Source organism: Streptomyces sp. NPDC047869 (genome assembly GCF_040704065.1).
GTDB lineage: Bacteria > Actinomycetota > Actinomycetes > Streptomycetales > Streptomycetaceae > Streptomyces.
Genome location: NZ_JBEYRK010000002.1, coordinates 34,831 through 60,928, shown reverse-complemented (window position 1 = coordinate 60,928; position 26,098 = coordinate 34,831). Strand labels below are relative to the sequence as shown.

At 72.1% G+C, this 26,098-nt stretch carries 24 protein-coding genes; 13 read left to right on the top strand and 11 right to left on the bottom strand.

The features are described from left to right. Positions 1-26: 26 nt before the first annotated feature. Together AB0924_RS02770 and AB0924_RS02765 are read right to left on the bottom strand one after the other, a co-directional pair. Positions 27-1,889 (bottom strand): AAA family ATPase, encoded by a 1,863-nt coding sequence (locus tag AB0924_RS02770; protein WP_358937460.1) that lies wholly within the window; start codon positions 1,887-1,889, stop codon positions 27-29. A 431-nt stretch (positions 1,890-2,320) separates the two neighbouring features. Then, on the bottom strand, positions 2,321-2,941 hold the full coding sequence (locus AB0924_RS02765; RefSeq protein WP_358937505.1) for a hypothetical protein: 621 nt from the start codon (positions 2,939-2,941) through the stop codon (positions 2,321-2,323). A gap of 276 nt (positions 2,942-3,217) precedes the next feature. Here AB0924_RS02765 and AB0924_RS02760 point away from each other — a divergent pair, with 276 nt between their 5' ends. From AB0924_RS02760 to AB0924_RS02740, 5 genes are all read left to right on the top strand, one after another. Further along, positions 3,218-4,174: a hypothetical protein gene (locus AB0924_RS02760; protein ID WP_358937458.1), complete on the top strand. Its 957-nt coding sequence runs from the start codon at positions 3,218-3,220 to the stop codon at positions 4,172-4,174. A 41-nt stretch (positions 4,175-4,215) separates the two neighbouring features. Beyond that, entirely contained in the window at positions 4,216-5,757 is a 1,542-nt protein-coding gene (locus AB0924_RS02755) for an amino acid permease (RefSeq protein WP_358937456.1), read from the top strand. A gap of 216 nt (positions 5,758-5,973) precedes the next feature. Beyond that, a complete protein-coding gene (locus AB0924_RS02750) occupies positions 5,974-7,341 on the top strand; it encodes a peptidase C39 family protein (RefSeq protein ID WP_366910501.1) in 1,368 nt (455 codons plus the stop codon). A 108-nt stretch (positions 7,342-7,449) separates the two neighbouring features. Continuing rightward, a complete protein-coding gene (locus AB0924_RS02745) occupies positions 7,450-7,590 on the top strand; it encodes an SCO1431 family membrane protein (protein WP_358937452.1) in 141 nt (46 codons plus the stop codon). Between the two features lie 80 nt (positions 7,591-7,670). After that, positions 7,671-8,330: a helix-turn-helix domain-containing protein gene (locus tag AB0924_RS02740; protein WP_358937450.1), complete on the top strand. Its 660-nt coding sequence runs from the start codon at positions 7,671-7,673 to the stop codon at positions 8,328-8,330. A 62-nt stretch (positions 8,331-8,392) separates the two neighbouring features. Here AB0924_RS02740 and AB0924_RS02735 read toward each other — a convergent pair whose 3' ends face one another. Beyond that, the gene (locus AB0924_RS02735; protein WP_358937448.1) at positions 8,393-9,640 is read right to left on the bottom strand and encodes a glycoside hydrolase family 18 protein; all 1,248 of its coding nucleotides are present in this window, start codon (positions 9,638-9,640) and stop codon (positions 8,393-8,395) included. A 337-nt stretch (positions 9,641-9,977) separates the two neighbouring features. Between AB0924_RS02735 and AB0924_RS02730 the strand changes: the two genes are divergently transcribed. Continuing rightward, the gene (locus tag AB0924_RS02730; RefSeq protein WP_358937446.1) at positions 9,978-11,150 is read left to right on the top strand and encodes an acyl-CoA dehydrogenase; all 1,173 of its coding nucleotides are present in this window, start codon (positions 9,978-9,980) and stop codon (positions 11,148-11,150) included. Here the strand turns inward: AB0924_RS02730 and AB0924_RS02725 are convergent. Both AB0924_RS02725 and AB0924_RS02720 read right to left on the bottom strand, forming a co-directional pair. Continuing rightward, positions 11,113-11,355, bottom strand: a complete 243-nt coding sequence (locus AB0924_RS02725; RefSeq protein ID WP_358937444.1) for a hypothetical protein — start codon at positions 11,353-11,355, stop codon at positions 11,113-11,115. The two genes, AB0924_RS02730 and AB0924_RS02725, sit on opposite strands and share 38 nt — an antisense overlap. Before the next feature lie 237 nt (positions 11,356-11,592). Next, on the bottom strand, positions 11,593-12,030 hold the full coding sequence (locus AB0924_RS02720; protein WP_358937442.1) for a hypothetical protein: 438 nt from the start codon (positions 12,028-12,030) through the stop codon (positions 11,593-11,595). 290 nt (positions 12,031-12,320) lie between these two features. Between AB0924_RS02720 and AB0924_RS02715 the strand changes: the two genes are divergently transcribed. The 4 genes from AB0924_RS02715 (at position 12,321) to fxsA (ending at position 16,378) form a co-directional block, all read left to right on the top strand. After that, positions 12,321-12,761 (top strand): Lrp/AsnC family transcriptional regulator, encoded by a 441-nt coding sequence (locus AB0924_RS02715; RefSeq protein ID WP_358937440.1) that lies wholly within the window; start codon positions 12,321-12,323, stop codon positions 12,759-12,761. A 52-nt stretch (positions 12,762-12,813) separates the two neighbouring features. Next, positions 12,814-14,418 (top strand): amidohydrolase, encoded by a 1,605-nt coding sequence (locus tag AB0924_RS02710; protein ID WP_358937438.1) that lies wholly within the window; start codon positions 12,814-12,816, stop codon positions 14,416-14,418. A 534-nt stretch (positions 14,419-14,952) separates the two neighbouring features. Next, positions 14,953-15,771, top strand: coding sequence for a polyprenol monophosphomannose synthase (locus tag AB0924_RS02705; protein WP_358937436.1), 819 nt, complete (start codon positions 14,953-14,955; stop codon positions 15,769-15,771). A gap of 55 nt (positions 15,772-15,826) precedes the next feature. Beyond that, positions 15,827-16,378 carry an FxsA family membrane protein gene (fxsA, locus tag AB0924_RS02700; protein WP_358937434.1) on the top strand — a complete coding sequence of 184 codons (552 nt, stop codon included), beginning with the start codon at positions 15,827-15,829 and terminating at the stop codon, positions 16,376-16,378. Positions 16,379-16,485: 107 nt separating this feature from the next. Here the strand turns inward: fxsA and AB0924_RS02695 are convergent, their stop codons facing one another. The 4 genes from AB0924_RS02695 to AB0924_RS02680 form a co-directional block, all read right to left on the bottom strand. Beyond that, positions 16,486-16,860: an RNA polymerase-binding protein RbpA gene (locus AB0924_RS02695; protein ID WP_003977404.1), complete on the bottom strand. Its 375-nt coding sequence runs from the start codon at positions 16,858-16,860 to the stop codon at positions 16,486-16,488. A 255-nt stretch (positions 16,861-17,115) separates the two neighbouring features. Then, positions 17,116-18,462, bottom strand: coding sequence for an MFS transporter (locus AB0924_RS02690; protein ID WP_358937432.1), 1,347 nt, complete (start codon positions 18,460-18,462; stop codon positions 17,116-17,118). 61 nt (positions 18,463-18,523) lie between these two features. Further along, complete coding sequence (locus tag AB0924_RS02685) at positions 18,524-19,300, bottom strand: glycerophosphodiester phosphodiesterase (protein WP_358937430.1); 777 nt, start codon at positions 19,298-19,300, stop codon at positions 18,524-18,526. Beyond that, positions 19,297-19,950 carry a hypothetical protein gene (locus AB0924_RS02680; RefSeq protein ID WP_366910499.1) on the bottom strand — a complete coding sequence of 218 codons (654 nt, stop codon included), beginning with the start codon at positions 19,948-19,950 and terminating at the stop codon, positions 19,297-19,299. Before AB0924_RS02680 ends, AB0924_RS02685 begins: the two co-directional genes overlap by 4 nt. A 102-nt stretch (positions 19,951-20,052) precedes the next feature. Here AB0924_RS02680 and AB0924_RS02675 point away from each other — a divergent pair, with 102 nt between their 5' ends. Further along, a complete protein-coding gene (locus AB0924_RS02675; RefSeq protein ID WP_358937426.1) occupies positions 20,053-21,558 on the top strand; it encodes a PLP-dependent aminotransferase family protein in 1,506 nt (501 codons plus the stop codon). A gap of 102 nt (positions 21,559-21,660) precedes the next feature. Here the strand turns inward: AB0924_RS02675 and AB0924_RS02670 are convergent, their stop codons facing one another. Together AB0924_RS02670 and AB0924_RS02665 are read right to left on the bottom strand one after the other, a co-directional pair. After that, a complete protein-coding gene (locus tag AB0924_RS02670) occupies positions 21,661-23,244 on the bottom strand; it encodes a hypothetical protein (RefSeq protein ID WP_366910498.1) in 1,584 nt (527 codons plus the stop codon). A 41-nt stretch (positions 23,245-23,285) separates the two neighbouring features. Further along, positions 23,286-23,480, bottom strand: coding sequence for a hypothetical protein (locus AB0924_RS02665; protein ID WP_199209749.1), 195 nt, complete (start codon positions 23,478-23,480; stop codon positions 23,286-23,288). Between the two features lie 264 nt (positions 23,481-23,744). Between AB0924_RS02665 and AB0924_RS02660 the strand changes: the two genes are divergently transcribed. Then, complete coding sequence (locus AB0924_RS02660) at positions 23,745-24,137, top strand: ankyrin repeat domain-containing protein (protein ID WP_358937421.1); 393 nt, start codon at positions 23,745-23,747, stop codon at positions 24,135-24,137. Between the two features lie 301 nt (positions 24,138-24,438). Next, complete coding sequence (locus AB0924_RS02655; RefSeq protein ID WP_366910497.1) at positions 24,439-25,857, top strand: HEAT repeat domain-containing protein; 1,419 nt, start codon at positions 24,439-24,441, stop codon at positions 25,855-25,857. The last annotated feature ends 241 nt before the right edge of the window (positions 25,858-26,098 follow it).

Below are 26,098 nucleotides of genomic sequence, written 5' to 3'. Positions count from 1 at the left end.
CCCCGGCCGACGCCCGCCCCCGGCGCCTACGGAGCGGACGGATCCTGCGGGCCCCGCCCGGAAAGAACCTCCCCGTACGCCTGCATCAGGTCCGGCAGCCGCAGCGTCGCGAGGTCCCCCCGGGACAGCGCCCCGGGATACCCCGACAACCGCAGATCCCGGTACGCACAGCTCTTCTCGTACAGCGTCCGCAGGAACCGCCCGTTCCCGAGCTCGTCGATCCACCCCTGATCGACCACGTGCCCGGCGATGGACCGCAGTTCCTCCAGCGCCTCCTCGTCCCACCGGTCCCCGTTCTCCGCCGCGAGCACCTTGCCGATCTCGGTGAGCTCCAGCGGACGGTAGGAGGGGAAGTCGACCCGCGAGGTGAAGCGGGAGGAGAGCCCGGGGTTCGCGGTGAGCAGCCGGTCCATGCCCTCCGGGTAGCCGGCCAGGATCACCACCAGGTGGTCCCGGTTGTCCTCGGCCCGTTTCAGCAGGACCTGCAGCGCCTCGTCGCCGTACGCGTCCCCCTTGCCGTAGCCCGAGTTGGACAGCGAGTACGCCTCGTCCACGAACAGCACCCCGCCGATAGCGGAGTCGATCAGCTCGTTGGCCTTCACGGCCGTCTGCCCCAGGTACTCCCCGACCAGATCGGCCCGCTGCGCCTCCACCAGATGGTCGCCGCCGAGCAGGCCCAGTGCGTAGAACACGCGCCCGAGGATCCGCGCGACCGTGGTCTTCCCCGTCCCCGACGGCCCGGAGAACACGAAGTGCCGCTTCGGCGGCTGCACCGGCAGCCCCTGCCCGGCCCGCAGCCGCGCCATGTTCAACTGCGCGGACAACGCCTTGACCTGGCGCTTGACCGGCTCGAGCCCCACCATCCGCTCCAGCTCGGCGAGCGCCTCCTCGAGTAACGCGGGATCGGTCGGCCCGGCCGGCAGGACGGAGGAGGGCACCCCGCTCTTCACGCGCACCAACGGATCGGAGACCGACGGCAGCGGCCCGCCCGGCAGATCCGGCTCCGTCAGCCGCAGATCGCGGCCCTCCGTGCCGAAGAGCGGATCGAGCGTGTCCGGCCCGTCCATGGCGTCCGCCCCGGCACCGGTCAGGGTGATCGCCGCGAGGTCGGCCGGATCGTCGTACCCGTCGCCCTCGGCGATCGCGGCCAGCCGGGCCGAGGTGTCCATGAAGGCCGGGTCGATCCGGTGCACCGCCCGGTACAGGGGGAGCGCGGCGGCGCTGCGCCCGGTGCCCTCGTGCGCCCGCGCCAGCCAGTACCGCAGCTCCTTGCGCTGCGGCTGCTCGCTGCGGCAGCGCATCAGGGCCGCCGCGAGCAGCGGCTCGGCCTGGCCGTACATCTCCAGGCGGACCCGGGCCATGCCGCCGAACAGGCCCGCCTCGATGCCGAGCAGTGCGTCGTCGAGCAGCGGGTCGGTGTGCCGCACCAGCTGGTCCCAGTCCTTGACCAGGTAGGCGCGGCAGGCGTGCAGGAAGCGGACCTGCGGGTCGGTGTCCACCGGGGGCAGCCCGGCGAGCGCCCGGTCCAGCTCGGGCACGTGCCGGCCGTCGAGCCAGTGCGAGGCGTGCGCGAGCAGCAGATCGCGCGGGCTCTCCAGCACCGGCTGCACCCACCAGCCGAGCCAGTACCAGGAGTTGAGAGTACGGCGGTGCCGGGCGCGCTGCTCCCCGAAGCGCTCCCGGTGCCGGCACATCCGCAGCAGCGCGGTGGTCGTGTCGACCCGCAGCGCGTGCAGTCCGAGCCAGGCGTCCGCCATCCCCGGGTCCATCCGGACCGCTGCGCGGAACTCCTCCTCCGCCTGGGGATAGGCGCCCATCGTGTAGGCGTCCACACCTCGCAGCCAGGCGAGGTCGGCCGGGGCCTCGGGGCCCTGCGTGCCGAAGTCCATCCCGTCCCCCACAGACCGTGCCCCCGTTGGTTCACCGCCGGGCAGTCGCCCGGCGGCCGCCGCGGACGAACCGCTGTGCCGCGGACCGGAGTTGCAGGTGCGCGAGGCAGTCGCTCGAAGGCCGCACCGAGGGCATCGTACCTGGGGTACGACCGCGTGCCGAAGGGTGCCGCACGGCCCGTTCGGCGAGGTGGGAGCAGACGGGGCGCACACGAAATGGTGACCCACGGTGAGCGTTTCGGCGCGAGAGAGGGCCGGAAAGGCGGTCCGCGGGCAGAACGAAGCCCCCGATCACGGGGGAACAACCGGGGGCTTCGCGTCTGCGGGCGGCTCCGAATGGCCGCACATTGGAAACGTAAGACCTGCACGGCTCCCGGGTCAAGCGGACTCGGGGCACTCAAAAAAGTTCCCCCGCAGGGGCCTTGGCGCGCTCACCGCACCGCGGACGGTCCATCACGGTGAGTGACGATCTGGTCCGTTCCAAGGGTGCCCGCCGGTCCCGTCAGCACCTCGTACCCCTGCGGTGTCTGCCGCACCAGGAGGTCCGCATGGGGGCGCGAGGGGTCGGCGGCGAAGTGCGCGTGCTCCGCCTCGGTCCACCCGGACCAGAACTCGCGCTGCGCCTCCCCGTCCCGCAGCCGGCCGCGCGCCCAGGACTCCTCGCGTGGCAGTTCCATCCACAGCAGCCGCGCCAGATACGGCCGCAGCGCCCGGCGGCCGGCGCCGACGCCTTCGATGACGACCACGGGCGCGGGGGGCAGCGGCCGCGGCGGGCCGAACGCCTGGGCGCTCCAGTCGTAGGGGGTGTAGTGCGCGCGCTCGCCCCGGGCCAGTGGGCCGAGCACCTGGGCCGTCAGCCGCTCGGTCCAGTCGAAGAGCCGCTCATGGCTGGCGATGTCGTCGAGGTGCAGCACCGGCGCCCCGCCCAGCGCGGCGGCCAGCCGCCCGGCGAAGGTGGACTTCCCGGACCCGGCGTGCCCGTCGACGGCGATCAGGCGGACCGGCCCCAGCGAGGGGGGCAGGCCGCGCAGCCGGGCGGCAAGGTCGTGAATGGCGATTCCCGAGGTGTGGTGCGGTGTGGGGGCGTTTTCCGGAAACAGTGTAGTAGCGGCCCATAGCGCCGGTGCCGGTGCGTCGGCGCCCGGAGCCCGGAGGGGCAAGAAAACGTCACTTCTTGAACCACTGGCCGGCCACCGGTCAATCAAACAGATTAAGCATGCAAATCCGTTGACCGATATGTGAAATTCGGCGTTCCAGGCGCGCCGACTGCTGAGTAAGGTGCCTCTTGCGCGAGTGCGGCGCATCGTAACGGGGACGGACAGGAGAACATGGCCGCGGAGTTATTCGAAGGGCAGTATGTGTGGCATCCGGCGGCCGACGACCGTGTCCTGGCGAGCGTATGCGTCGATGTGCGCGCCGGCCGATATCGAAGCGCGGGCGAAGCCCTCGTCGAGACGCGTTCCGACTTCGCCCTACGCGCCCACCGCTCGCTCGTGCTGGCCTCCGAGGCGGCCGGCACCGATCTCGTCGAACGCTGGCTGGACGAGGAGCCGACGCCCGAGGCGGCGCTGCTGTGGGCCCGGGTGGCCGTGCAGCGCGCGATGCGCGCCGCCGACGCCCGCGACGAACGGGCCGAGGCACTGGAGCGGATAGCGCTCACCGCCTGCGACCGGGCCGCCGCGCTGACCCCCGGCGACCCCACCCCCTGGGTCGCGAAGCTCACCATGGCCCGGCTGCACCGGCTGCGGGATCCCGCCCCGCAGGGGCTGCTCACCGCTCCGCCCGGCCCGTGGCGGCTGTTCGCACACGTCTTGTCCCTCGACCCGTGGCACCGCGAGGGTCACCACCGCTTCCTGTCCTGCTTCTTCACCCGCTACGGCGGTTCGGTCAACGCGGCCTGGGACGTGGCCGCCTTCCTCAGCCAGCGCGCGCCCGCGGACTCCGCGCTCCGGCTGCTGCCGCTGGTCGCCCTGGTCGAGAGCTACAACCCCACCCAGCTGCTCGCCGACCGGGTCTGGGAGCAGCCCCAGTGGCGCTCCACCGCACTCGCGGTCTACCACAACTGGCTGCCCGCGGTGGCCGGCTACCGCTTCACCCCGGTGCTCGACCTGGCCTACCTCGCGCACGCGCTGGTCATGGCCCAGTGCGGGTTCGAGGCCCGGGCGGTCTTCACAGCGATGGGCCCGTACGCCTCGCGCATGCCCTGGAGCGCCTTCGGTGAGCCCGCCGAACAGCTCTCCCGGGCCCGGCGCGGCTGCGGTCTGCCCGTCCCGGGAGCCGCCTGATTCGTACCTGCTCCGCCCCCCACCAAAAGAAAGGTCGATCTGTGTCGGAACGGATATCGGCTCCACGGGCCAACGCCCGCGGGGGAGAGGACGCGGTCGTGCTCGACGACGACGCGACCCTGCACGCGATGGGTTATCCGCGGAAACTCACCCGACGCTTCAAGGCGTTCGACAATTTCGCGATCTCCTTCACCATCATCAATATCCTCTCGGGTATTTTCTCGTCCTTCGGATTCGGTATGAACGCGGGTGGCCCCCGTATTCTCGTGTTCGGCTGGATCGGTGTCTCCGTCATGGTGCTGTTCATCGGCGCGGCGATGGCGGAGGTCGCGTCGGCGTATCCGACGAGTGGCGCGCTGTATTTCTCGGCGGGCAAACTCGCCAAGCGTCACAAGGGTGCCTGGTCCTGGTTCACCGGCTGGCTGAACTTCGTGGGCCAGATCGGCGGCACCGCCGCCACCGGCTACGCGGCGGCCACGTTCATCCAGGCCTTCGTCGCCCTGCAGTGGTCCTCGTACCAGCCGACCGCGCACCAGACGGTGCTGATCACGGCTGTGATCATCGTGCTGCAGGGGCTCGCCAACACCTTCACGGTCCAGCTCGTCGCCGTACTGAACCGTATTTCCGTGTGGTGGCTGCTGATCGGACTCGTGGTGATCGTGACCGCACTCATCGTGATGCCCGACCACCATCAGTCCGCGTCCTTCGTGACGCATTTCGAGAACAACACCGGCTTCACGAACGGGCTTTACGGCGGCATGCTCGGTCTGCTGGTCACCAGCTGGACCTTCACCGGCTTCGACGGCAGCTTCCACATGTCCGAGGAAACGGTCCAGGCGACGGTCAACGCGCCCAAGGGCATCACCCGTGCCATCGGCTATTCGGCGATCACCGGTCTGATCCTGATGCTCGCGCTGGTCTACAGCATTAGCGACTACGGCAAGGTGGCCGGTTCGGCCGCGCCGCCCGTCCAGATTCTCATCGACGGCCTCGGCCTCGGCGCCGCCAAGGTGATGCTGCTCATCGTCATCGGGGCCATGCTCTTCTGCGGTCTGGCCAACCTCACCAGCAACACCCGGCAGATCTTCGCCTTCTCCCGGGACGGCGCCATGCCCGGCTCCCGCTGGTGGCACACGGTCTCCGCGCGCACCCGGACGCCGGTCAAGGCGGTCTGGCTCGCGGTGGGCTGCTCGCTCGCCCTGGTGATCCCGGGCTGGTGGTCGCACACGGCGTTCACCGCCATCGTGAGCGTCAACGTGGTCGGGCTGTTCCTCGCCTACGCCGTGCCGGTCTTCCTGCGGCTGCGGCTCGGCGACGAGTTCCAGCCCGGGCCCTGGCACCTGGGCCGCTGGGGCAAGCCGATCGGCTGGGTCGCGGTGACGTGGATCCTGCTCAGCAGCGTGCTGTTCATGCTGCCGCAGGCGTCGCCCATCACCGCCGACTCCTTCAACTACGCCCCGATCGCCCTGGCCGTCGTTCTGCTCGTGGCCACGGCCTGGTGGTTCGCCACCGCCCGCCGCCGCTTCCAGGGACCGGTCAGCTACGGCCGCCCCGACGAGGTCGCCGCGATGGACCTCATCTGACCCCGCCGAACGGCACGGCCCCGGCGCACGGCGGACCGCCCGCGCCGGGGCCGCGGCACACTTCGCGGCACACCCCCGCAGGTCCCATCACTGTTCTAGACCAATATTGGTGGCGCGCCATACGGCGGAAGTGCTGGCAGGGGCATGCCGTCTCCGTTCATAGTTGGCGCACCAACCGCACCAGCCCCGACCCGGACACCTGGGGGTCCCGCGCCCATGAGCAGAGCCCAGCAGCCCTCCCGCAGAACCGTTCTCGCCGCCGCGGTGGTCGCCGCGGTCGCCTCGGGGACCATGCCCGCGGCCGCGGCCACCGCGTCGGCGCCCGCCGGCACCGGCACCGCCGCCGCGCCGGGCCGCCCCGTCGACTACCACGCCTGGACCTCGTACCGCGACTGGCGCCGAGGCAGCGCGGAGGGCGTCCGGGCCGTACCGGGCCGCCGCCCCGGCGCCGAGATCGGGGCCGCAGCGGGCAGCACCGACTACACCGACCCGCACACCGGCCGTACGGCCACCTGGGAGTACGCGACCTGGACCTCCCCGGTCCACCGGCTCGCCGTGCCCGCGACCGAGGTCATCGCCTCCTGGAACGCGCACACCCCCGAGGGCACCTGGCTCCAGGTCGAGCTGCGCGGCACCTACTCCGACGGCACGGACACCCCCTGGTACGTCATGGGCCGCTGGGCCGCCGGCGACCAGGACATCAAGCGCACCTCGGTGGACGACCAGACCGACGGCAAGAGCACGATCTGGACCGACACCTTCTCCATCGACGACGCGAGCACCGGGCTGCGCCTGGACTCCTACCGGCTGCGCCTCACCCTGTACCGCAGGCCCGGCACGCGCCTCACCCCGACCGTCTGGCGGCTCGGCGCCATGGGCTCCGACATCCCCGACCGCTTCACCGTGCCCGCGTCCGCCCCCGCCCTCTCCGGGGAACTGGCGGTCCCGCGCTACTCGCAGGAGATCCACAAGGGTCAGTACCCGGAGTACGACAACGGCGGCGAGGCCTGGTGCAGCCCCACCTCCTCGCAGATGATCATCGAGTACTGGGGCGGCCGTCTCAGCCCCGAGCAGCTGTCCTGGGTCGACCCGTCCTACGCCGACCCGCAGGTGGACCACGCAGCCCGGTACACGTACGACAACCAGTACGAGGGTTGTGGCAACTGGCCGTTCAACGCCGCCTACGCGGCCACGTTCGACGGCATCCAGGGAGTGGTCACCCGGCTCGCCTCGCTCAGCGACCTGGAGACCCTGGTCGCGGCCGGCATCCCGGCCATAACGTCCCAGTCCTTCCTCAAGACCGAGCTGACCGGCGCCGGATACGGCACGTCGGGCCACCTCATGACCGTGATCGGCTTCACGGCCGACGGCGACGTGATCGCCAACGACCCGGCCTCGCCGAGCGACGAGGCGGTGCGGCGGGTGTACCTGCGCCGGGAGTTCGAGAACATCTGGCTCAGGACCAAGCGGTACGACGCGAACGGCAAGGTCAGAAGCGGCACGGGCGGGGTCTGCTACCTCTACTTCCCGGCCCACCCGACCGCGCGTCAGCGCAAGGCGCTCGCCGCGGTGGGGGTGTGCTGATCCGGGCCGTGTGAGCAACGTCTCCGCCGCGAACGCCGTCGCGGGTGGCAAGGTGGACAAACGGGTGGGGGGATTCCACTTCGTACGTCCGACCTCTGTGAGAACACCATGACCGCACACCCGGCCACCGCCACCCGCGTCGGCACCGGAGGCCCCGAGGAAGACGGCCCGGAGATCCTCGAGCACATCATGGGCTGGGTGCTCGTCGTCGTGGTCGCGATGCTGGTGACCCGGCTCGGCCTGCTCTGAACCGGCCCGGCCCCGCGCCGGGCCGGCATGTTCTGACATACTGCGGACTGTCCCGCCGACCTCCTAGACCAGGGTCGAAAGTGAATATGCGTCCACAGCGTGCCGCCGTCCGTCCCCGGGCGCGCGGCACCGAGCGTTCCGAGGCGCGTCGCGCCGAACTCATCGCCATCGGACGAAAGTTGTTCGCCGACACGTCCTACGACGCGCTGTCCATGGACGACATCGCCCGGCAGGCGCACGTCGCCAAGGGGCTGATCTACTACTACTTCCAGTCCAAGCGCGGCTACTACCTGGCGATCATCCACGCCTCCGTCGCCGACCTGGTCGACTTCGCCGCGAGCGGCCTCGAACTGCCCGCCGTGGACCGCGTCCACCGCACCATCGACACCTATCTGCGCTTCGCCGAGCACCACCAGGCCGCCTACCGCACCATCGTCAGCGGCGGGGTCGGCTTCGACACCGAGGTGCACGCCATCCGGGACGGCGTCCGCGAGGCCATCGTCGCCACGATCGCCGAAGGGGCCTACGGCCGCCGGGACATCGCGCCGCTGGCCCGCATGGGGCTGCTCTCCTGGGTGTGCAGCGTGGAGGGTGCCACCCTCGACTGGATCGACCGCCCCGAACTGCCCCGGGACACCATGCGCGACCTGCTGGTGAAGACCCTCGGCGGGGCACTGCGCGCCATCGAGGAACTGGACCCGACCCACCCGGCGCCGCCGCCCGCGCGCCGCGACGCGTAGCGGGCGTGGAGCGGAGGCTCGCGCTCCTCCGCTCCACGCCCCGAACGCCGATTGCCCGGAAGCTAGTTGATCGCCTTGATCAGCTCACCGTTCGCGGTGTCGCCGCTCAGCTCCCAGAAGAACGTGCCGCCGAGTCCCTGCTGGTTCTTGTACGCCATCTTCGTGCCGATGGTCGCCGGGGTGTCGTAACTCCACCAGTTGCTGCCGCACTTGGCGTACGCCGTGCCGCCCACGGTGCCGGTGGCCGGGCACTTGGTCTTCAGCACCTTGTAGTCCTCGATGCCCTGCTCGTACGTGCCCGCCGCCGGGCCGGTCGCGGTACCGCCCGGCGCCGCCTGGGTGACGCCGGTCCAGCCGCGGCCGTAGAAGCCGATGCCGAGCAGCAGCTTCGAGGCCGGAACGCCGAGGCCCCTGAGCTTGGCGATGGTCGCCGAGGTGTGGAAGCCGGCCTTCGGGATGCCCTGGTAGGAGTTCAGCGGGGAGTGCGGGGCGGTCGGGCCGGCCGCGTCCCAGGCGCCGAAGTAGTCGTAGGTCATCGGGTTGTACCAGTCGACGTACTGCGCCGCGCCCGCGTAGTTCGCCGCGTCGATCTTGCCGCCGCTGGTGGCGTCCGCGGTGATCGCCGCGGTGACCAGGCTGCCGGAGCCGAACTTCGACCGCAGGGCGGCCATGACGTTCTTGAAGGCCTCCCGGCCGCTGGTGTCGCAGGTGTTGCCGCAGGCGTTCGGGTACTCCCAGTCGATGTCGATGCCGTCGAAGACGCCCGCCCACTTGGAGTTCCTCACCAGGTCGTAGCAGGACTGGGCGAAGGCGGCCGGGTTCTTCGCGGCCTCACCGAATCCGCTCGACCAGGTCCAGCCGCCGAACGACCACAGCACCTTCAGGCCCGGGTGCTTCTTCTTCAGCTTGAGCAACTGGTTGAAGTTGCCGCGCAGCGGCTGGTCCCAGGTGTCGGCCACGCCGTCGACGGACTCGGTGGCGGTGTAGGCGCGGTCGGTGGCCGCGTACGAGTCGCCCATCGCGCACTTGCCGCCGGTGACGTTGCCGAAGGCGTAGTTGATGTGGGTGAGCCTGGCCGCGGAGCCCGAGGTCTCGATGTTCTTGACGTAGTACTTGCGGTCGTAGGTGCCCCATTCGGTGAAGTAGCCGACGACCTTGGACCCGGCCTTGACCTGGGGTGCCGCCGCAGTGGCCGGGGCGGCGGCGGTCGCGGTGCCCGCGCCGGCCAGGAGCCCGGCGCCGAGAACGGCGGAACACGCGGCGGCGGCGAGCGCCCGGAACCGGGCGCGGGGGCGGTGGGGAGTGTGCATCGGGGTGGCTCCTCGTGGGGGAGAGGGGAACGCGCGCCGATTGGCATGAACGCGGTAAAGCGTTGGTCATGCACAGTAGGAGGACTAGACCAATAGGTCAATGGTTCGGACCAATCTCGGGGGTGGATAACGCTTCGGCTGGATTCTTGGAGTAAGCGGTCGTTAACTGGTGACGGGAGGTCGCTGATCGGGCATACTCACGGCACACAGCCGCTGGTCAGCAGCTTCCGAGACCCGGAAGCGGGTGCCTCGGCCGGAACCGGAACGACCAGGCGGAGCCGCCCCACCCAAGGCGCACATCCGCCCCGTGTGCCCGAACAGGGAGGAGACCGACGCCATGTCCGACCGCGACCCGCAGCCGGTGGAGCGTCTACTGCCGACGGAAGAGGCGAGGGATCTGCTCGCGCTCGTCCGTGAGCTGGCGCAGCGCGAGATCGCGCCGAAGGCGGCCGAGGAGGAGGACGCCGGGCACTTCCCGCGCGAGGTCTTCACCCTGCTCTCGGAAACGGGCCTGCTGGGCCTGCCGTACGACTCCGAGTACGGCGGCGGTGACCAGCCCTACGAGGTCTACCTCCAAGTCCTGGAGGAACTGGCCGCGGCCCGCCTGACCGTCGGCCTGGGCGTCAGCGTGCACACCCTCGCCTCCTACGGGCTCGCCGCCTACGGCACCAAGCAGCAGCAGGTCGAGCACCTGCCCGCCATGCTCGGCGGCGGCCTGCTGGGCGCCTACTGCCTCTCCGAGCCGTCCTCCGGCTCCGACGCCGCATCCCTGCGCACCAAAGCCGTGCGTGAGGGCGACGACTGGGTGATCACCGGCACGAAGGCCTGGATCACACACGGCGGCATCGCCGACTTCTACACCGTGATGGCCCGCACCGGGGAGCCCGGACCGCGTGGGATCACCGCCTTCCTGGTGCCCGGCGACGCCGAGGGGCTGAGCGGCGCGGTGCCCGAGAAGAAGATGGGCATGAAGGGCAGCCCGACCGCCCAGGTCCACCTCGACGGCGTCCGGGTGCCCGACAGCCGGCGCCTCGGTGAGGCGGGGCAGGGCTTCGCCATCGCCCTGTCCGCCCTCGACTCGGGCCGGCTCGGCATCGCGGCCTGCGCCATCGGCCTGGCCCAGGCGGCGCTGGACGAGGCGGTCGCCTACGCCGCCGAGCGCCGGCAGTTCGGACGGAGCATCGGCGACTTCCAGGGCCTGCGCTTCATGATCGCCGACATGGCCACCCAGATCGAGGCCGGCCGGGCGCTCTACCTCGCCGCGGCCCGGCTGCGCGACGCGGGCAGGCCGTTCGCCAAGCAGGCCGCCATGGCCAAGCTGCACTGCACCGACACGGCCATGAAGGTCACCACGGACGCCGTGCAGATACTCGGCGGCTACGGCTACACCGCCGACTTCCCGGCCGAGCGCTACATGCGCGAGGCCAAGGTCCTGCAGATCGTCGAGGGCACCAACCAGATCCAGCGGATGGTCATCGCCCGTCACGTGGCAGGGCCGGAGGGTCGCTGAACTCGCCGCTGCGCACCGTCGGGGCCGCCAGCCTGATCCACTCCGGATCGTGGCGGCCCGGCAGGGTGCGGCCTCCGTCGGCCCAGGTGCGCATGAGAGCGCGGTAGATGGGCGGGTCCTGCGGCGCGGACGGCGCCACCGGTCCTGCGGGGCGGGGTACGAAGATCCGGCGCTGACGCCCGGTGGCCGTGTGCAAGGCGGTCATGCCCGGAAGAACGCGGCGTGGGCCGGGCGGGTCACCACCCGGTGGAATCGAGCTTCAGTTCACCGGCGTCCGCTCCCGCGCGCCGCTGGAACCGCCGTCCCGGCGGACCCGCGGGCGATCGCTCCGCAGGTGCTGATTCCGGACATGTCCGTCCCGCCTCCGGACGTGTCCGTCCCGCGCCGCGGCGGCTCGCGCGGCCGCGGTGCGGGACGACGTGTCGGTGAAGGGTGAGGCGGCTCAGGCCGCCTGGCGGCCCATCGACTGCACGCGCATCGGGCGCGAACCCGGGCCTCCGACGTGCGAGAAGGGCTGCGTCCGCCAGTTCAGACCCTGGGGGAGCGTCAGCAGCAGGGCGGTGTCCTGCTCCTGCGGGGCGAAGGACTCGTCCGCGGGGCGGGCCTCGGTCGCGGCGCGGCCCGTGCCCGCGCAGACCGTCAGGCCGAACGGGTTCCACGGCGAGGCGCACAGCGCGTGCTCCGGCAGGAACTCCTCGTCCGCCAGCAGCGCGATCGGCTGCGCGCAGTCCGGGCAGAGCACCCGGTACATCTCGAAGGTGTCGTAGGCGTCGAGTTCGTCGGCCTGGTCGGCGTCGGGTTCGACGCCCTCCGGCTCGGGCTCGACGACCGGCTGCTGCCGCTTGGACGCGGATCGACCAGGGCGCTTGACACTCTGCATGGGATTCTCCCCCTAAGGCTGGGCCGTGAAGGCACTGCGGCCTCGACCACAGCAAGCACTTCCCGCCACGTCCGGGGGGTAATCACGAGAGCATCACGGAGGATGCTCGTTCGCTGTGGTCTTCGTCACATGCCCCGCGCAGACGTCCGGTGCGGCCCTTTTGTCCCCCGTCGTCCGCCCGGATCGCACCCCGCCGACTCGGCCCCGGCCTGCGCGCACCTCGCAAACCGGGCATGACCAGCGTTGCCCAGGTATCCGAGGAGATCACGCGCACTGTAGGTTTTGGCGCCATGGAGGAGCTGGACCGTCAGATCGTGCAGCTGCTCGTCAAGGACGGGCGGATGAGCTACACAGACCTGGGCAAGGCCACGGGCCTGTCCACGTCGGCCGTGCACCAGCGGGTGCGCCGGCTCGAACAGCGTGGCGTCATCCGCGGCTACGCCGCGGTCGTCGACCCCGAGGCCGTCGGGCTGCCGATGACCGCTTTCATCTCGGTGAAACCGTTCGACCCCAGCGCGCCCGACGACATCGCGGACCGTCTCGCCGGCGTCCCCGAGATCGAGGCCTGCCACAGCGTCGCCGGCGACGAGAACTACATCCTCAAGGTGCGTGTGTCCACCCCGCACGAACTGGAGGAGCTGCTCGCCCGGCTGCGCGGCCTGGCCGGGGTCTCCACGCGCACCACCGTCGTGCTGTCCACCCCGTACGAGGCGCGCCCCCCGAGGATCTGAACCGGCCGCCCCGGTGCCGCGCGTGCCCCACGCGCGCGAGAGACTGTGGGGCATGAGTGAGCAGTCCGCCGACCCCAAGACCGTCCTCCTGCGCCGCGGAGAGGTCCACAGCCCCGCCGACCCCTTCGCCACCGCCATGGTGGTGGAGCGGGGCCAGGTCGCCTGGGTCGGCTCCGAGGGTGCCGCCGATGCCTTCGCCGACGGCGTGGACGAGGTGGTCGACCTCGACGGCGCCCTGGTCACCCCCGCCTTCACCGACGCCCATGTGCACACCACCGCCACCGGCCTCGCGCTGACCGGCCTCGACCTGTCCGGCGCGCCTTCCCTGGAGGCGGCCCTCGCCCTGGTCCGCGACTTCGCCGCCGCCCGGCCCGACGACCGGGTCCTGCTCGGCCACGGCTGGGACGCCGCCCGCTGGCCCGGCGGCAGGCCGCCGACACGCGCGGAACTCGACACCGCCACCGGCGGCCGCCCGCTCTACCTCTCCCGCATCGACGTGCACTCGGCGGTCGTCACCACCGCCCTGCTGGACCTGGTTCCCGGCGCCGTCACCCGCGAGGACGCGCCGCTCACCGCCGACGCCCACCACGCCGTGCGCGAGACCGCCCTCGCCGCCGTCACACCGGCCCAGCGCGCCGAGGCGCAGCGCACCGCCCTCGCCCATGCCGCCTCCTTGGGTATCGGCTCGGTGCACGAGTGCGGTGGCCCGCAGATCTCCTCCGAGGACGACTTCACCGCCCTGCTGCGGCTCGCGGCCGAGGTGCCCGGGCCGCGCGTGATCGGCTACTGGGCCGAGCAGAACATCGACAGGGCCCGCGAGCTGGGCGCGCTCGGCGCCGCCGGTGACCTCTTCGTGGACGGCGCCCTCGGCTCGCACACCGCCTGTCTGCACCAGCCGTACGCCGACGCCGGGCACACCGGTACCGCCTACCTGGACGCCGACGCCGTCGCCGCCCATGTCGTCGCCTGCACCGAGGCGGGGCTCCAGGCGGGCTTCCACGCCATCGGCGACGCGGCCGTCACCGCGGTCGTGGAGGGCGTGCGCGCGGCTGCCGAAAAGGCCGGCCTCGCCCGGGTCCGCGCGGCCCGGCACCGCGTCGAGCACGCCGAGATGCTCACCCCCGAGGCGGTGGCCGCCTTCGCCGAGCTGGGCCTGATCGCCTCCGTGCAGCCGGCCTTCGACGCGCTCTGGGGCGGCGAGGACGGCATGTACGCCCGCCGTCTGGGCGCCGAGCGGGCCCGCGCCCTCAATCCGTTCGCCGCGCTGCTGCGGGCCGGCGTCCCCCTGGCGTTCGGCTCCGACAGCCCCGTCACCCCGCTCGACCCCTGGGGCACGGTCCGAGCCGCCGCGTTCCACCACACGCCCGAGCACCGGGTGTCCGTCCGCGCCGCGTTCACCGCCCACACGCGTGGCGGCTGGCGGGCCATCGGCCGGGACGACGCCGGCGTCCTGGTGCCCGGCGCGCCCGCCGACTACGCCGTCTGGCACACCGGTGAGCTGGTCGTCCAGGCCCCCGACGACCGGGTGGCCCGCTGGTCCACCGACCCGCGCTCCGGCACCCCCGGCCTGCCCGATCTGAGCCCCGGTGGCGAGCTGCCCCGCTGCCTGCGCACCGTGGTCGGCGGGCGGACGGTGTTCGTACGGCCGGGCGAGTGATCTCCGGGGGTGGCGCGACGGCGCTAACGGGGCGCCGCAGCCTCGCCCTACCTGCGCATCCTCCGGGTTCACCACGCAGGGCGGTACGTCCGTGCAGGTCAGGCGGCTGTTGACAGTCGGCGGCCGGGGGCCGGTAGGTTCGGCGGAGTCCACCACCGGACGCCCGACCGTGGAGTGTTCGCGCACTCGTCGCAGCGCCGCTGGGTCAGGGACGGTGTGCCGCACCGGGCACCGTCACTGGCAGCCAGGCTCAGCGCCCGCGCCGACGGGGGAACGCTCCGGCCGGTCGGCAAGGTGTGACCCGGGTGGGGCCCGGTTGCTCAGTAGACAACGGCTTTCGGTCGACCCGCAGCCAGCGGGTCCCAGGTCGGCCCGAAGGGCGCCGGGCCCCCATCCGCAGTGGAACGCGGATGCCGAAAAGCACATTCTTACCCCACGCTTGAGGAAACAACACCACCGTACGAGCGTGCCGTCGCGTCATCGCAGGCCGCGGCCACTATGGTGGACGCCTGCGTACGACATGAAGGGGCAGCAGTGAACGACGGCGACGGGACCCTCGCGGCCAAGGCCCAGGGGAGGCAGTTCGGTCCGCTCGGCACGGCCTTGGTGATCATCCCGACCTACAACGAGGCGGAGAACATCAAGTCCATCGTCGGCCGGGTGCGCAAGGCCGTTCCCGAGGCGCACGTACTGGTGGCGGACGACAACAGCCCCGACGGCACCGGCAAACTGGCCGACGAGCTGGCCGTCGACGACGACCACGTCCAGGTGCTGCACCGCAAGGGCAAGGAGGGCCTGGGCGCCGCCTACCTGGCGGGCTTCCGCTGGGGCATGGAACACGGCTACGGCGTGCTGGTCGAGATGGACGCCGACGGCTCCCACCAGCCCGAGGAACTGCCCCGGCTGCTCACCGCGCTCAAGGGCGCCGACCTGGTGCTCGGCTCACGCTGGGTGCCCGGCGGCCGGGTGGTGAACTGGCCCAAGTCCCGCGAGTTCATCTCCCGGGGCGGCAGCCTCTACTCCCGCCTCGCCCTGGACCTGCCGCTGCGCGACATCACCGGCGGCTACCGCGCCTTCCGCCGCGAGACCCTCGAGGGCCTGGGCCTGGACGATGTCGCCTCGCAGGGCTACTGCTTCCAGGTCGACCTGGCCCGGCGCGCGGTGAAGGCCGGCTACCACGTCGTCGAGGTGCCCATCACCTTCGTGGAGCGCGAACTCGGCGACTCCAAGATGAGCCGCAACATCGTGGTCGAGGCGCTGTGGCGGGTCACCGCCTGGGGTGTCGGGGACCGTGTCGGCAAGGTCACCGGCAAGGCCGGGCAGGACCGGACCCGGCCGCACGGCGCCCGCTGACCGTCCCGCCGCCCCGCTTATCCCGCGCTGAGCCGCGGCCAGGCACACTGGGAGCATGACGACTGGCGTTCCCACCTCTCCTCCCGCCGCCCGGCCCCGCCGATCCCGGCTGCGCAGGTATCTGCCGCTGGGTCTTGCCGTGTGGCTGGTGCTGGAGATCTGGCTGCTGACCCGGGTCGCGGGCGTGGCCGGCGGCCCCACCGTGTTCCTGCTCCTGGTGGCGGGCGTGGTCGTCGGCTCGGTGATCATCAAGAGGGCGGGGCGCCGCGCCTTCCAGAACCTCAACGAGGCGCTGCAGCGAGGCGGTTCGCCGGCCCGCGGCGGCGGCAACGGGCTGCTGATGCTCGGCGGTCTGCTGCTGATGATTCCGGGCCTGGTGTCCGACGTGGCCGGACTGCTCCTGTTGCTCCCGCCGGTCCAGAAGGGCGTGGGCCGCTGGACCGAGCGCACCCTCGGCCGCAGGCTCCGCCGCGCCGCCCCGGGCAGCCTGGGCGATGCCTTCCAGCAGGCCCGCATGCACCGCCCCGACGGCAAGGTGGTGCAGGGCGAGGTCATCAGGCAGGACACCCCCGAGCCCAGCGAGCAGCGCCCCCCGCTGACCCGCTGAGGCCTCTCGGGCAGGCCGCTCGGCGCGGCTGTTTCGGGACAGCACGAAACCGCGGGCGCCGTACGTGGATCACGTACGGCGCCCGCGGTTTCTCGTGCGTTCTCGCGTCAGGCGCTCTTGCGGCTGTCCCTGGGGTGAACCGCGATGTTCATCGCCCCCGAGCGCAGAACTGCCAGGCGCTCCTCGAGGACCTCTTCGAGTTCCTCACGGGTGCGCCGCTCCATCAGCATGTCCCAGTGGGTACGCGCGGGCTTGGCCTTCTTCTCTTCAGGGCCGTCGCCGTCCACCAGGAGTGCCTGGGCCCCGCAGACCTTGCACTCCCACTCCGGCGGGATCTCCGCCTCGACCGAGAAGGGCATCTCGAACCGGTGCCCCTTCTCGCATGCGTACTCCACGGCCTGGCGCGGAGCCAGGTCGATACCGCGGTCCGTCTCGTAGCTGGTCACTACGAGGCGCGTACCGCGAAGAGCTCGCTCACTCATGAATCGTGCCTCCCGGGCTTGTCGCCCACAGGACAGGTGTCGCTGTCGTCGTCATCCGGTCAACGTCCGGTCGGCGGTAAAGATTCCCGTTCCGGGTCATGTGTCGCCGTCGTAGCCGCCCCTTGTTCTACCCACAGGCGCCCGGTTTGTCACATCTGCTAGCAGATGTCACCCAGCGTTTCGGCATCTTTGACGCGCAGTAACGGTACGCCTGGCAGGCCAAACGCGTACACTACCGCCCTTTCGTGTCGAGTGCTAAATCGTGTCCGGAACCGTGTTGCCCGCATCCTCGATCGCACGCCGCACCGGCACCCGGGCGAGCAGCGCGAACCCGATGACGAAGAAGGCCACCAGCGAGACGATCGCCGAGCGGTAACTCCCGGTGAGCTGGTAGGTCACACCGAACAGCAGCGGGCCGAGCCAGCTCATCCCGCGGTCGCTCATCTCGTACGCGGAGAAGTACTCCGCCTCCTTGCCGGCCGGCACCAGATGGGAGAAGAGCGACCGGGACAGCGCCTGGCTGCCGCCGAGCACCAGCCCGATTCCGGCGGCCAGCACGAAGAACCACACCGGGGCCCCGGCAGGCAGGAAGTAGCCGGCCGCCAGTGTGACCGTCCAGGCGGCCAGTGACCCGAGGATGGTCCGCTTGGCCCCGTGGCGCCGCGCCAGCCGCCCCATCGCGAGCGCCCCCGCCACCGCCAGCACCTGGACCAGCAGCACCGCCGTGATCAGCGTGGACTGCCCGAGCCCGAGTTCCTCCGAGCCGTAGACGGAGGCCTGGGAGATCACCGTCTGGATGCCGTCGTTGTAGACCAGGTAGGCAAGCAGGAAGGCCAGCGTCAGCGGATGCCGGCGCATGTCCCTGAGCGTCGCGGCGAGCTGCCGCGCACCGGGTGCGGCGGCGCCCTCCACGCGCGTGTGCCGGTCGCGCAGCCGCCGCAGCGGTACGAGGGTGAAGACGCCCCACCACAGTCCGGCCGAGGCCAGGCAGACGCGGACGGCGGCCGTCTCCGTCAGGCCGAAGGAGGCGTGCGCCGAGTACAGGACGAGATTCGCGACCAGCACCAGGGACCCGGCCGCGTAGCCGAACGCCCAGCCGCGGGAGGAGACCGCGTCGCGCTCCCCGGGCGGCGCGATCTGCGGCAGGTAGGAGTTGTAGAGCATCATCGCGACCGACTGCGCCGCGTTGGCCACGACCAGGAGCGCTCCGCCGAGCAGGTACCGGTCGCCGTCCAGGAAGAACATGCCCGTGGTGGCCGCCGCCCCGGTGTACGCCGCCGCCCCGAGCAGCGGCTTCTTGCGGCCCGTGCGGTCCGCCGCGCTGCCCACCAGGGGCATCACCACGACGGCGAGGATCACCGACAGGGACACCGAGTAGGCGAAGAAGGAGCCCGCCCGGACCGGGATGCCCAGGGGGTGCACATAGCCGTCGGCGTCGGCCGCGGTCCTGGCGACCGAGGTCAGGTACGGGCCGAGGAACACGGTCAGGACGCTGGTCGAATAGACCGAGCACGCCCAGTCGTAGAAGTACCAGCCGCGCTGCTCGCGCCGCCGGCCCGCGGCTTCGCCGGCCGTCCCCGCCCGCACGGTGTCGGTGCCCACCCGTGCCCTCGCTTCCCCGCCGCAGTGCCGTGCGAAGGCCGGGACGCGGGCGCCGGGCCGCTCAGACCCAGACGCCGCGGTCCACCATGACCTTGCGCAACGTGTCGATGTGATCGGTCATGATGCCATCGACGCCGAGGTCCAGGAGCCGGTGCATCCGCTCCGGCTCGTTGACGGTCCACACGTGCACCTGCAGCCCGCGCGCGTGGGCGGCGCGCACGAAGCGGTGGTCCACCACCGGGACGCCCGACTGGGCCTCGGGCACCTGGGCGGCCACCGCCGACCGGCGCACCGCGGCCGGCAGCCCCCAGGAGCGCAGCCGCAGGCTGAGCACTCCCCGCGTGCCGAACGAGGTGGCCAGGCGCGGCCCGGCCAGCCGCTGCGCCCGCAGCACCCGGGCCTCGGAGAACGAGCCCACGCACACCCGGTCCCAGGCGTCCGTGCGCTCGATCAGCTCCAGCAGGGGCCGCAGCGCCGGTTCCGCCTTGACGTCCACGTTCCAGCGGGCCTCGGGGAAGGTCTCCAGCAGCTCCTCGAAGAGAGGCACCGGCTCGCGCCCCGCCACGCGCGCGTGCCGTACGTCCTGCCACGGCAGGTCGGCGATGCGGCCCGCGCCGTCGGTGACCCGGTCCAGCGTCGCGTCGTGGAAGGCGACGAGCCTGCCGTCCGCCGTCGCGTGCACATCGGTCTCGATGTACCGGTAGCCCAGCTCGACGGCGCGCCGGAACTGGGCCACGGTGTTCTCCAGTCCGTCGGCCGCCCCGCCCCGGTGGGCGAAGGCGATCGGGCCCGGATGGTCCAGGTACGGGTGGCGCAGGGGCGGCGTCGTGAGGGTCACGGACGCAGTATCGCCCCATCGGGTGTCACCGCGGCAACGACGGTGCTGCCGCCCGGTGCCGACTGGGCGGCGAACACCTTCAGGAAGAGCTGTGCCAGCGGGCCGATGGACACCGCGTAGAGCACGGTCCCGATCCCGATGGTGCCGCCCAGGGCGAACCCGGTGACCACCACGGTGACCTCGACCATCGTCCGCATCAGCCGGATCGAGCGGCCGGTGCGCCGGTGCAGCCCCGTCATCAGCCCGTCGCGCGGGCCCGGGCCGAAGCTCGCCGCGATGTACAGGCCGGTCGCCGCGCCGTTGAGCACGATGCCCGCCACCAGCAGCGGGACGCGCACGGCGAGAGCGTGCACGTCCGGCAGGAGAGCGAGGGTGCCGTCCATGGCGAGGCCGACCACGAAGACGTTGGAGACCGTGCCGAGGCCGGGCCGCTGGCGCAGCGGGATCCACAGCAGCAGCACCACCGCACCCACGGCGATCGACACCACGCCGATGGTCAGCCCGGTGAGCTCGGCGAGACCCTGGTGCAGCACGTTCCAGGGCTCGAGGCCCAGTCCCGCGGCCACGAGCAGTGCCGAACTCGCGCCGTACAGCGCGAGGCCCGCGTACAACTGGATCAGCCGTCGTCCGAGACGGCCGGAGGTGGACACGACATACCCCCCTGGGTGGTGACGGTGGACTGACGCATGTCACTCTGTAGCTCGGGAGGACATCCCATCCATGGCCAATCCGGGGAAGGTGGACTGATCGGCATGGCGCATTGGACCTCTGCGGTGGGCGCCACACAGCTCGCCCGGCTGCTGACGTCGCAGCAGGACCGCCCGGCGGGCCCCGGCAGTCGCCGCCCGCCCGCCTACCGGGCCCTGGCCGACGGCATCCGGCTGCTGGTCCTCGAGGGCCGGGTCCCCGTGGCCGCCCGCCTCCCCGCCGAGCGTGAACTGGCCCTCGCCCTCACCGTCAGCCGGACCACGGTCGCCGCCGCCTACGAGGCGCTGCGCGCCGAGGGCTTCCTCGAGTCCCGGCGCGGAGCCGGCAGCTGGACGGCCGTGCCGGCCGGCAACCCCCTGCCCGCACGCGGCCTGGAGCCCCTGCCGCCCGAGGCGCTCGGCTCCGTCATCGACCTGGGCTGTGCCTCACTCCCGGCCCCGGAACCCTGGCTCACCCGTGCCGTCCAGGGCGCTCTGGAGGAACTGCCGCCCTACGCCCACACGCACGGCGACTACCCGGCCGGGCTGCCCGCCCTGCGCTCGATGATCGCCGAGCGCTACACAGCGGGCGGGATCCCCACCATGCCCGAGCAGATCATGGTGACGACCGGCGCGATGGGCGCCATGGACGCGATCTGCCATCTCTTCGCGGGCCGCGGCGAGCGCATCGCCGTCGAGTCGCCGTCGTACGCCAACATCCTCCAGCTCATGCGGGAGGCGGGCGCGCGGCTCGTGCCAGTCGCCATGGCCGAGGGGCTGGCCGGATGGGACATGGACCGCTGGCGGCAGGTCCTGCGGGAGGCCGCGCCCCGGCTCGCCTACGTCGTCGCCGACTTCCACAACCCGACCGGCGCGCTCGCCGACGAGGACCAGCGGCGCCGGCTGGTGGACGCGGCCCGCTCGGCGGGCACCGTCCTCGTCGCCGACGAGACGATGACCGAGCTCTGGCTCGACGAGGAGTACGACGCCGGGATGCCGCGCCCGGTCTGCGGCTTCGATCCGGCCGGCTCCACCGTCATCACGGTCGGCTCGGCCAGCAAGGCCTTCTGGGCGGGCATGCGCATCGGCTGGGTGCGCGCGGCCCCGGACGTCATCCGCAGCCTGGTCGCCGCGCGCGCGTACGCCGATCTCGGCACCCCCGTGCTGGAACAGTTGGCGGTGAACTGGCTGTTCAGCACCGGCGGCTGGGAACAGGCCGTGGCGCTGCGCCGGGCGCAGGCCCGCGAGAACCGCGACGCCCTGGTGGCCGCGCTGCGCCGGGAACTTCCCGACTGGGAGTTCGAGGTCCCGAAGGGAGGCCTGACCCTGTGGGTCCGCGCGGGCGGCCTTTCCGGATCGAGGCTGGCCGAGGCGGGGGAGCGGGTCGGCGTCCGGGTCCCCTCGGGCCCCCGCTTCGGCGTCGACGGCGCCTTCGAGGGCTACGTACGCCTCCCGTTCACGGTGGGTGGAGCCGTGGCGGACGAAGCCGCGGCCCGCCTGGCGGCCGCATCCCGTCTGGTGAGGACGGGCGCGACGGTCGACGCGGAGTCCCCCAGGACCTTCGTGGCGTAGCGAACACCCGCCAGTGCCGTCCCCGACCGCGGGCACGCGTGCCCGCATCCGTGCCCCGAGGGCCCGTGCGTCAACGGTTCCTGCGTCAAAGGCCCGGAGGCCTCACGAGCTTTCGGCGGCCACTACCGCCGGCTCCGCCTCGACCGACTCCGCGTCCGCGGGTGTGGTGCGAGGCGGCAACAACGCCATCACCGCCTGCCGGTCCGCATCGCTCGTCGCGTCGTCATAAGGATCCGGCGTCGCCGGCACCTGGAGCCGGTGCACCGGCCCCGTCCCCAGCCGCGCGTACCCGCGCCCCGGCGGGACCTGGGCCGGCGCACTGGTGTGCGGCGGCATCCCCAGCACCGACTCCACCTGCTGCGGTGACGCGGGCCCCAGCACGACACGCGCGCGCGTGTGCTGCCGTACCGCCTCGCTCAGTGACTCCGCGCTGTCGAACTGCTCGGCGACCACCACGGTCACGTTCGCGGCCCGCCCGTGCCGCAGCGGCACCTGAAGGAAGGTCTGCGGATCCCTGCGGTGGTCCGCCTCCGCGAGGTGGGTGAAGACGGTCGGCCGGTCCAGCAGGATCCACAGCGGTCGCCTGGTGTCCTCGGGCGGCGGGTCGCCCGCCTGCCGGGCGCGGTTGACGGCGGTGAGCCGCCGCTCGGTCTCCTGCGCGGCCCACTCCAGGCTGGCCAGCGCCCCGGCCGGCGCGCACTCCACGGCCAGTACGCCGTCCCGGCCGATCAGGCACGCGTACTCACCGGTGCCGCCGCCGTCGACGACGAGCACGTCGCCGTACTGGAGGGCCTGCAGGGCGATCGAACGCAGCAGGGTCGAGGTACCGGTGCCGGGATGGCCCATGGCCAGCAGGTGCGGCTCGGTGGAGCGGATGCCGGTGCGCCAGACGACCGGCGGCACGTCCCGCTGCTCCTCTTCGTAGGAGAGCGGCAGCGTGCGCTGGACCTCGCTCGGGTCCGTGAACCCGAGGACCGTCTCGCCGGGTGAGGTGACGAACCGCTGGGCGGCGACGCCGGCGGGGAGTGGCGCGAGGACGGACACCGTGAGCCGGTTGCCCTCCTCGTCCCAGCCGAAGTGGTACTCGCGGCCCCGCCCGGCCTTCGCGGCGAGCAGGTGCTCGATCCGCGCGCGGGCCGCGGCCTCGCCGTCCGGGAAGTACGCGGGATAGCGGATGACGAGGTGGGCGACGCGCGCTCCGTCGTCGAACTCGTGTGCCTCGAAGGCCTTCGCCCACTCTCCGCCGTGCGTGTACAGCGGTGCCGGGTCCTCGGCGGTGAAGAAGTACGGCACGAGGGCCTCGTAGAGCGACTGGAGGCGCTCGGCCTGTGTCTCGTCGGGCCCTTCGGGCACCGGCGGGGTGCGGTCGCGGCCCTGCCGGGCCGCCGCCGCCATCACGGTGATGACGGCGAGCAGCGGCCCGTACGGCATCAGCGCCACGACCAGGACCACGGAGGCCGCCAGGAACAACAGCGGCCCGCGCTTGTCCTTGGGGGTCTCGGCCCACCTGCGCCGCCCGGCCGAGGCCAGCCGGCGCAGCCCGCGCGAGATCGTGATCAGCGGGTGGAGGACGTCGGTGGCGCTGTCGGCCGCCGTCCGGGCCAGTTCCCGGCTCCGGGCGATCTGCGTCCGGGCGATCTGCGCGCTGTCTTTGCTCAGAATGCGGGGAAGAGGGCGCCGGGCCACTGCTGTCTCCTGTTGGTGCGTACGGGCGGGGTGTTCGGGCGTCAGAACTTGATGCCGCCGAGCAGGCTCGCCAAGCTCTCGCCGCCTGCCTTGATACTGGGGGCGATGGCCGTGCTGGAGAGATAGAAACCGAACAGGGCCGAGACGCAGGCGTGCGAGCCCTTGAGCCCGTCCTTGCGGAAGAAGAGGAAGACGACGATGCCGAGCAGGACGACGCCGGACATGGAGAGGATCATCTGAGACCTCCTGGTGTCGAGGGGGACAGTCACCGTGAGTACTTCCAGGATCACAGAATGTATCTATACTACAAAAGGTGCAACTGGGTGAATTCCGGTGCTTTTCCCTCGACTGGTGGAGCCGTCGACGGGCCGCTTGAACAGGGCGCTTGCGTCCGCCGGGGTCTGGGGTGATCTTTACCTCGGGCACTTCCGGTCATGTGAGGCGCGAGCCAGTACCCTTGCGATTCACCTGAACGGTTGTAACGAGAGGCGGTCACGCCGATGAGTGACGTTCCCGACCCCGAGGTCGTGGAGCTGGCGACCAAGATCTTCGATCTGGCCCGGCAGGGGCGGGCGGACGAGCTCGTGGCGTATGTCGACGCCGGCGTGCCCGCCAACCTCACCAACGACCGCGGCGACTCCCTGGTGATGCTCGCCGCCTACCACGGTCACGCCGACGCGGTGCGGGCCCTGCTCGCCCGGGGGGCCGAGGCCGACCGGATCAACGACCGGGGCCAGACCCCGCTCGCGGGAGCCGTGTTCAAGGGTGAGACGGAAGTGATCCGAGCCCTTCTGGAGGGCGGCGCCGACCCGGCCGCGGGGACCCCCTCGGCCGTCGACACGGCGCGCATGTTCGGCAAGGCGGAACTCCTGGAGCTGTTCGGCGCGCACTGAAGCGGCCGTTCTGACCAGGCACGACACAGACAACGGGGGAGGCGGTACAAGGCCGCCGGAAATACGGTCGCGGCAGCTCACAGCGCCGGGTCATCATGACGACGTGGTTCACGGACGCGATGGCTGGGCAGGGGTTGCCGCACCGCGCGGACCGTGACGCGGTCCGCATGGGCCACCGACGAGAGGCAGAGAGAGATGGTCTACAGCAAGCAAGAGACGGCGGGCGCTCCGACGTTGTGTCACGCGGCCAGGTAATGCGTGTTCCCCGGTTGCGTCGACGCTTGATGTGAGGCTGTTTCCCATGTTCGATCCGGTCATAGCGCCCAGCGGTACGCTGCTCGGCCTGCTCCAGCGGGGCCGCGGCGACGGCACGCTGCACGCGCTCACCGCCCCGCGCGCCGAGGCGCTCGCGGCCCTGAACCACTGTGTGCTGCGCGACCCCCGCCACGACTGGCAGGTGGAGAACCGCTCCCTCTACTACGCCCGGCTCTATCTCGACCTGAACGGCGAACTGGACGCCGTCGAAGCGCACCTCTTCGGCGCCGAGGACGTCCTCGACACCGAGGAGTCCCGTACCGGCCTCGCCCTGGCCGTGCTCGGGCACCTCGCCTCCTACGGCAGGCGCGACGCGCTCGAACTGCTCCGCAGGTACGCCGCCCACGGCTCCAACTGGGCCTGGGCCCTGGACGAGCTGGCCCTCCGGGACGACGACGCGGGCCTGCGCGCCCTCGCCGCCCCGGTCCTGGCCCGCTTCGCCACCGACCCGGAGGGCGAGGCCGAACTGGCGGCAGCCGTCCGCGACGCCTTCGAACCGAGGCCCTGGCGGCTGTGGGCCGAGGATCCGCGCGCGTCGATCGCCACGCGCGTGCGTGCCGCCCATGAGACCGGCTGTTTCGACCGCTGGCAGCGCCAGATGCGTCCCACCGGGCCACGTCCGGGCTGGAGCGTGCGAGCCGTCTTCGAGTGGGCTCAGCAGGGCATCGAACGCGGCGCCGCCCTCCATGTGCCTGCCGCCCGCTGCCTGGTCGCCGTGGCAGGTCCGGACGACCGGCCGGAGATCCTCCGGGCCGCCCGGGCCGGCACGGACGGAGCCCGTTGCACGGCCCTGCGCTACCTGGCCGACAGCGACGACCCCGACGCCCTCGGCCTGATCGAGACCGCGGTCGCCGACGGAACCTCGGTCGTCGTGGAGGCCGCCGTCGACGCCTTCGAACGGATGCGCGGTATCGCCGCCGTCCAGCGCGCCCGCGGCTGGGCCCAGCGCCCCGACGTCCTCGGGGCCGCCGCCGGCCGCACGCTCGCCTGCCGCGGCGGGGCCCAGGACAGCGACCTCGTCCTCGGCGCCCTGCGCGAGGCCGTACGCGGTGAGGGGCCCGACGCGGCCACGCTGTGGACCCTGGTCGACGGCACCGGACGCCTCGGCATCGCCTGCGCGGCCCCGGTGCTGCGCCACATCTACCGCGAGACGGCATCCTCCCATCTGCGGGGCCGCGCTGCCCGCGCCCTCGCCGCCACCGACCCCTCCTTCGCCACCGGCTTCGCCGTCGAGTGCCTGTGGGACTGCGAGGAGACCACCAGGGAGATCGCCGCCCGGCACGCCGAGACCGGCGACATCCGCGTCGTCGAGAGGCTCCGCCGCCTCGCCGCGGACCCGGCCGAGGAGGACGAGGTGCAGACGGCGGTCCGCAGCCGCTTCGGACCGGACGCTCAGACCATGTGACCCGGATCCTTCCGCCCGGGCCACGCCGGCGTCAGGGGCCCGGCAGGCACTGGCCGGGCCTGCGGGGGACGCGCACGGCGGGCCCCGCAGGCCGTCGTCGTGGCTTCACACGCGGGCGGGGAATCCGCCCGCGTGTGAACAGCGGGTGACCCGCGGGGCAGGCGGGCATGGCGGCCGTCCGACTCGCGCGGGTGTGCGGTCCAACGCTCATGGGACGTTCCCCGGCCGGAAAGATCGACGT

What these genes read in the sequence shown, in the direction of transcription:
- fxsA (WP_358937434.1), top strand. Translation starts at nt 15,827, where the DNA reads ATGACGACTGGCGTTCCCACCTCTCCTCCCGCCGCCCGGCCCCGCCGA.
- AB0924_RS02760 (WP_358937458.1), top strand. Translation starts at nt 3,218, where the DNA reads ATGGCCGCGGAGTTATTCGAAGGGCAGTATGTGTGGCATCCGGCGGCC.
- AB0924_RS02655 (WP_366910497.1), top strand. Translation starts at nt 24,439, where the DNA reads ATGTTCGATCCGGTCATAGCGCCCAGCGGTACGCTGCTCGGCCTGCTC.
- AB0924_RS02735 (WP_358937448.1), bottom strand. Translation starts at nt 9,640, where the DNA reads ATGCACACTCCCCACCGCCCCCGCGCCCGGTTCCGGGCGCTCGCCGCC.
- AB0924_RS02660 (WP_358937421.1), top strand. Translation starts at nt 23,745, where the DNA reads ATGAGTGACGTTCCCGACCCCGAGGTCGTGGAGCTGGCGACCAAGATC.
- AB0924_RS02750 (WP_366910501.1), top strand. Translation starts at nt 5,974, where the DNA reads ATGAGCAGAGCCCAGCAGCCCTCCCGCAGAACCGTTCTCGCCGCCGCG.
- AB0924_RS02745 (WP_358937452.1), top strand. Translation starts at nt 7,450, where the DNA reads ATGACCGCACACCCGGCCACCGCCACCCGCGTCGGCACCGGAGGCCCC.
- AB0924_RS02730 (WP_358937446.1), top strand. Translation starts at nt 9,978, where the DNA reads ATGTCCGACCGCGACCCGCAGCCGGTGGAGCGTCTACTGCCGACGGAA.
- AB0924_RS02675 (WP_358937426.1), top strand. Translation starts at nt 20,053, where the DNA reads ATGGCGCATTGGACCTCTGCGGTGGGCGCCACACAGCTCGCCCGGCTG.
- AB0924_RS02720 (WP_358937442.1), bottom strand. Translation starts at nt 12,030, where the DNA reads ATGCAGAGTGTCAAGCGCCCTGGTCGATCCGCGTCCAAGCGGCAGCAG.
- AB0924_RS02725 (WP_358937444.1), bottom strand. Translation starts at nt 11,355, where the DNA reads ATGACCGCCTTGCACACGGCCACCGGGCGTCAGCGCCGGATCTTCGTA.
- AB0924_RS02710 (WP_358937438.1), top strand. Translation starts at nt 12,814, where the DNA reads ATGAGTGAGCAGTCCGCCGACCCCAAGACCGTCCTCCTGCGCCGCGGA.
- AB0924_RS02770 (WP_358937460.1), bottom strand. Translation starts at nt 1,889, where the DNA reads ATGGACTTCGGCACGCAGGGCCCCGAGGCCCCGGCCGACCTCGCCTGG.
- AB0924_RS02715 (WP_358937440.1), top strand. Translation starts at nt 12,321, where the DNA reads ATGGAGGAGCTGGACCGTCAGATCGTGCAGCTGCTCGTCAAGGACGGG.
- AB0924_RS02665 (WP_199209749.1), bottom strand. Translation starts at nt 23,480, where the DNA reads ATGATCCTCTCCATGTCCGGCGTCGTCCTGCTCGGCATCGTCGTCTTC.
- AB0924_RS02695 (WP_003977404.1), bottom strand. Translation starts at nt 16,860, where the DNA reads ATGAGTGAGCGAGCTCTTCGCGGTACGCGCCTCGTAGTGACCAGCTAC.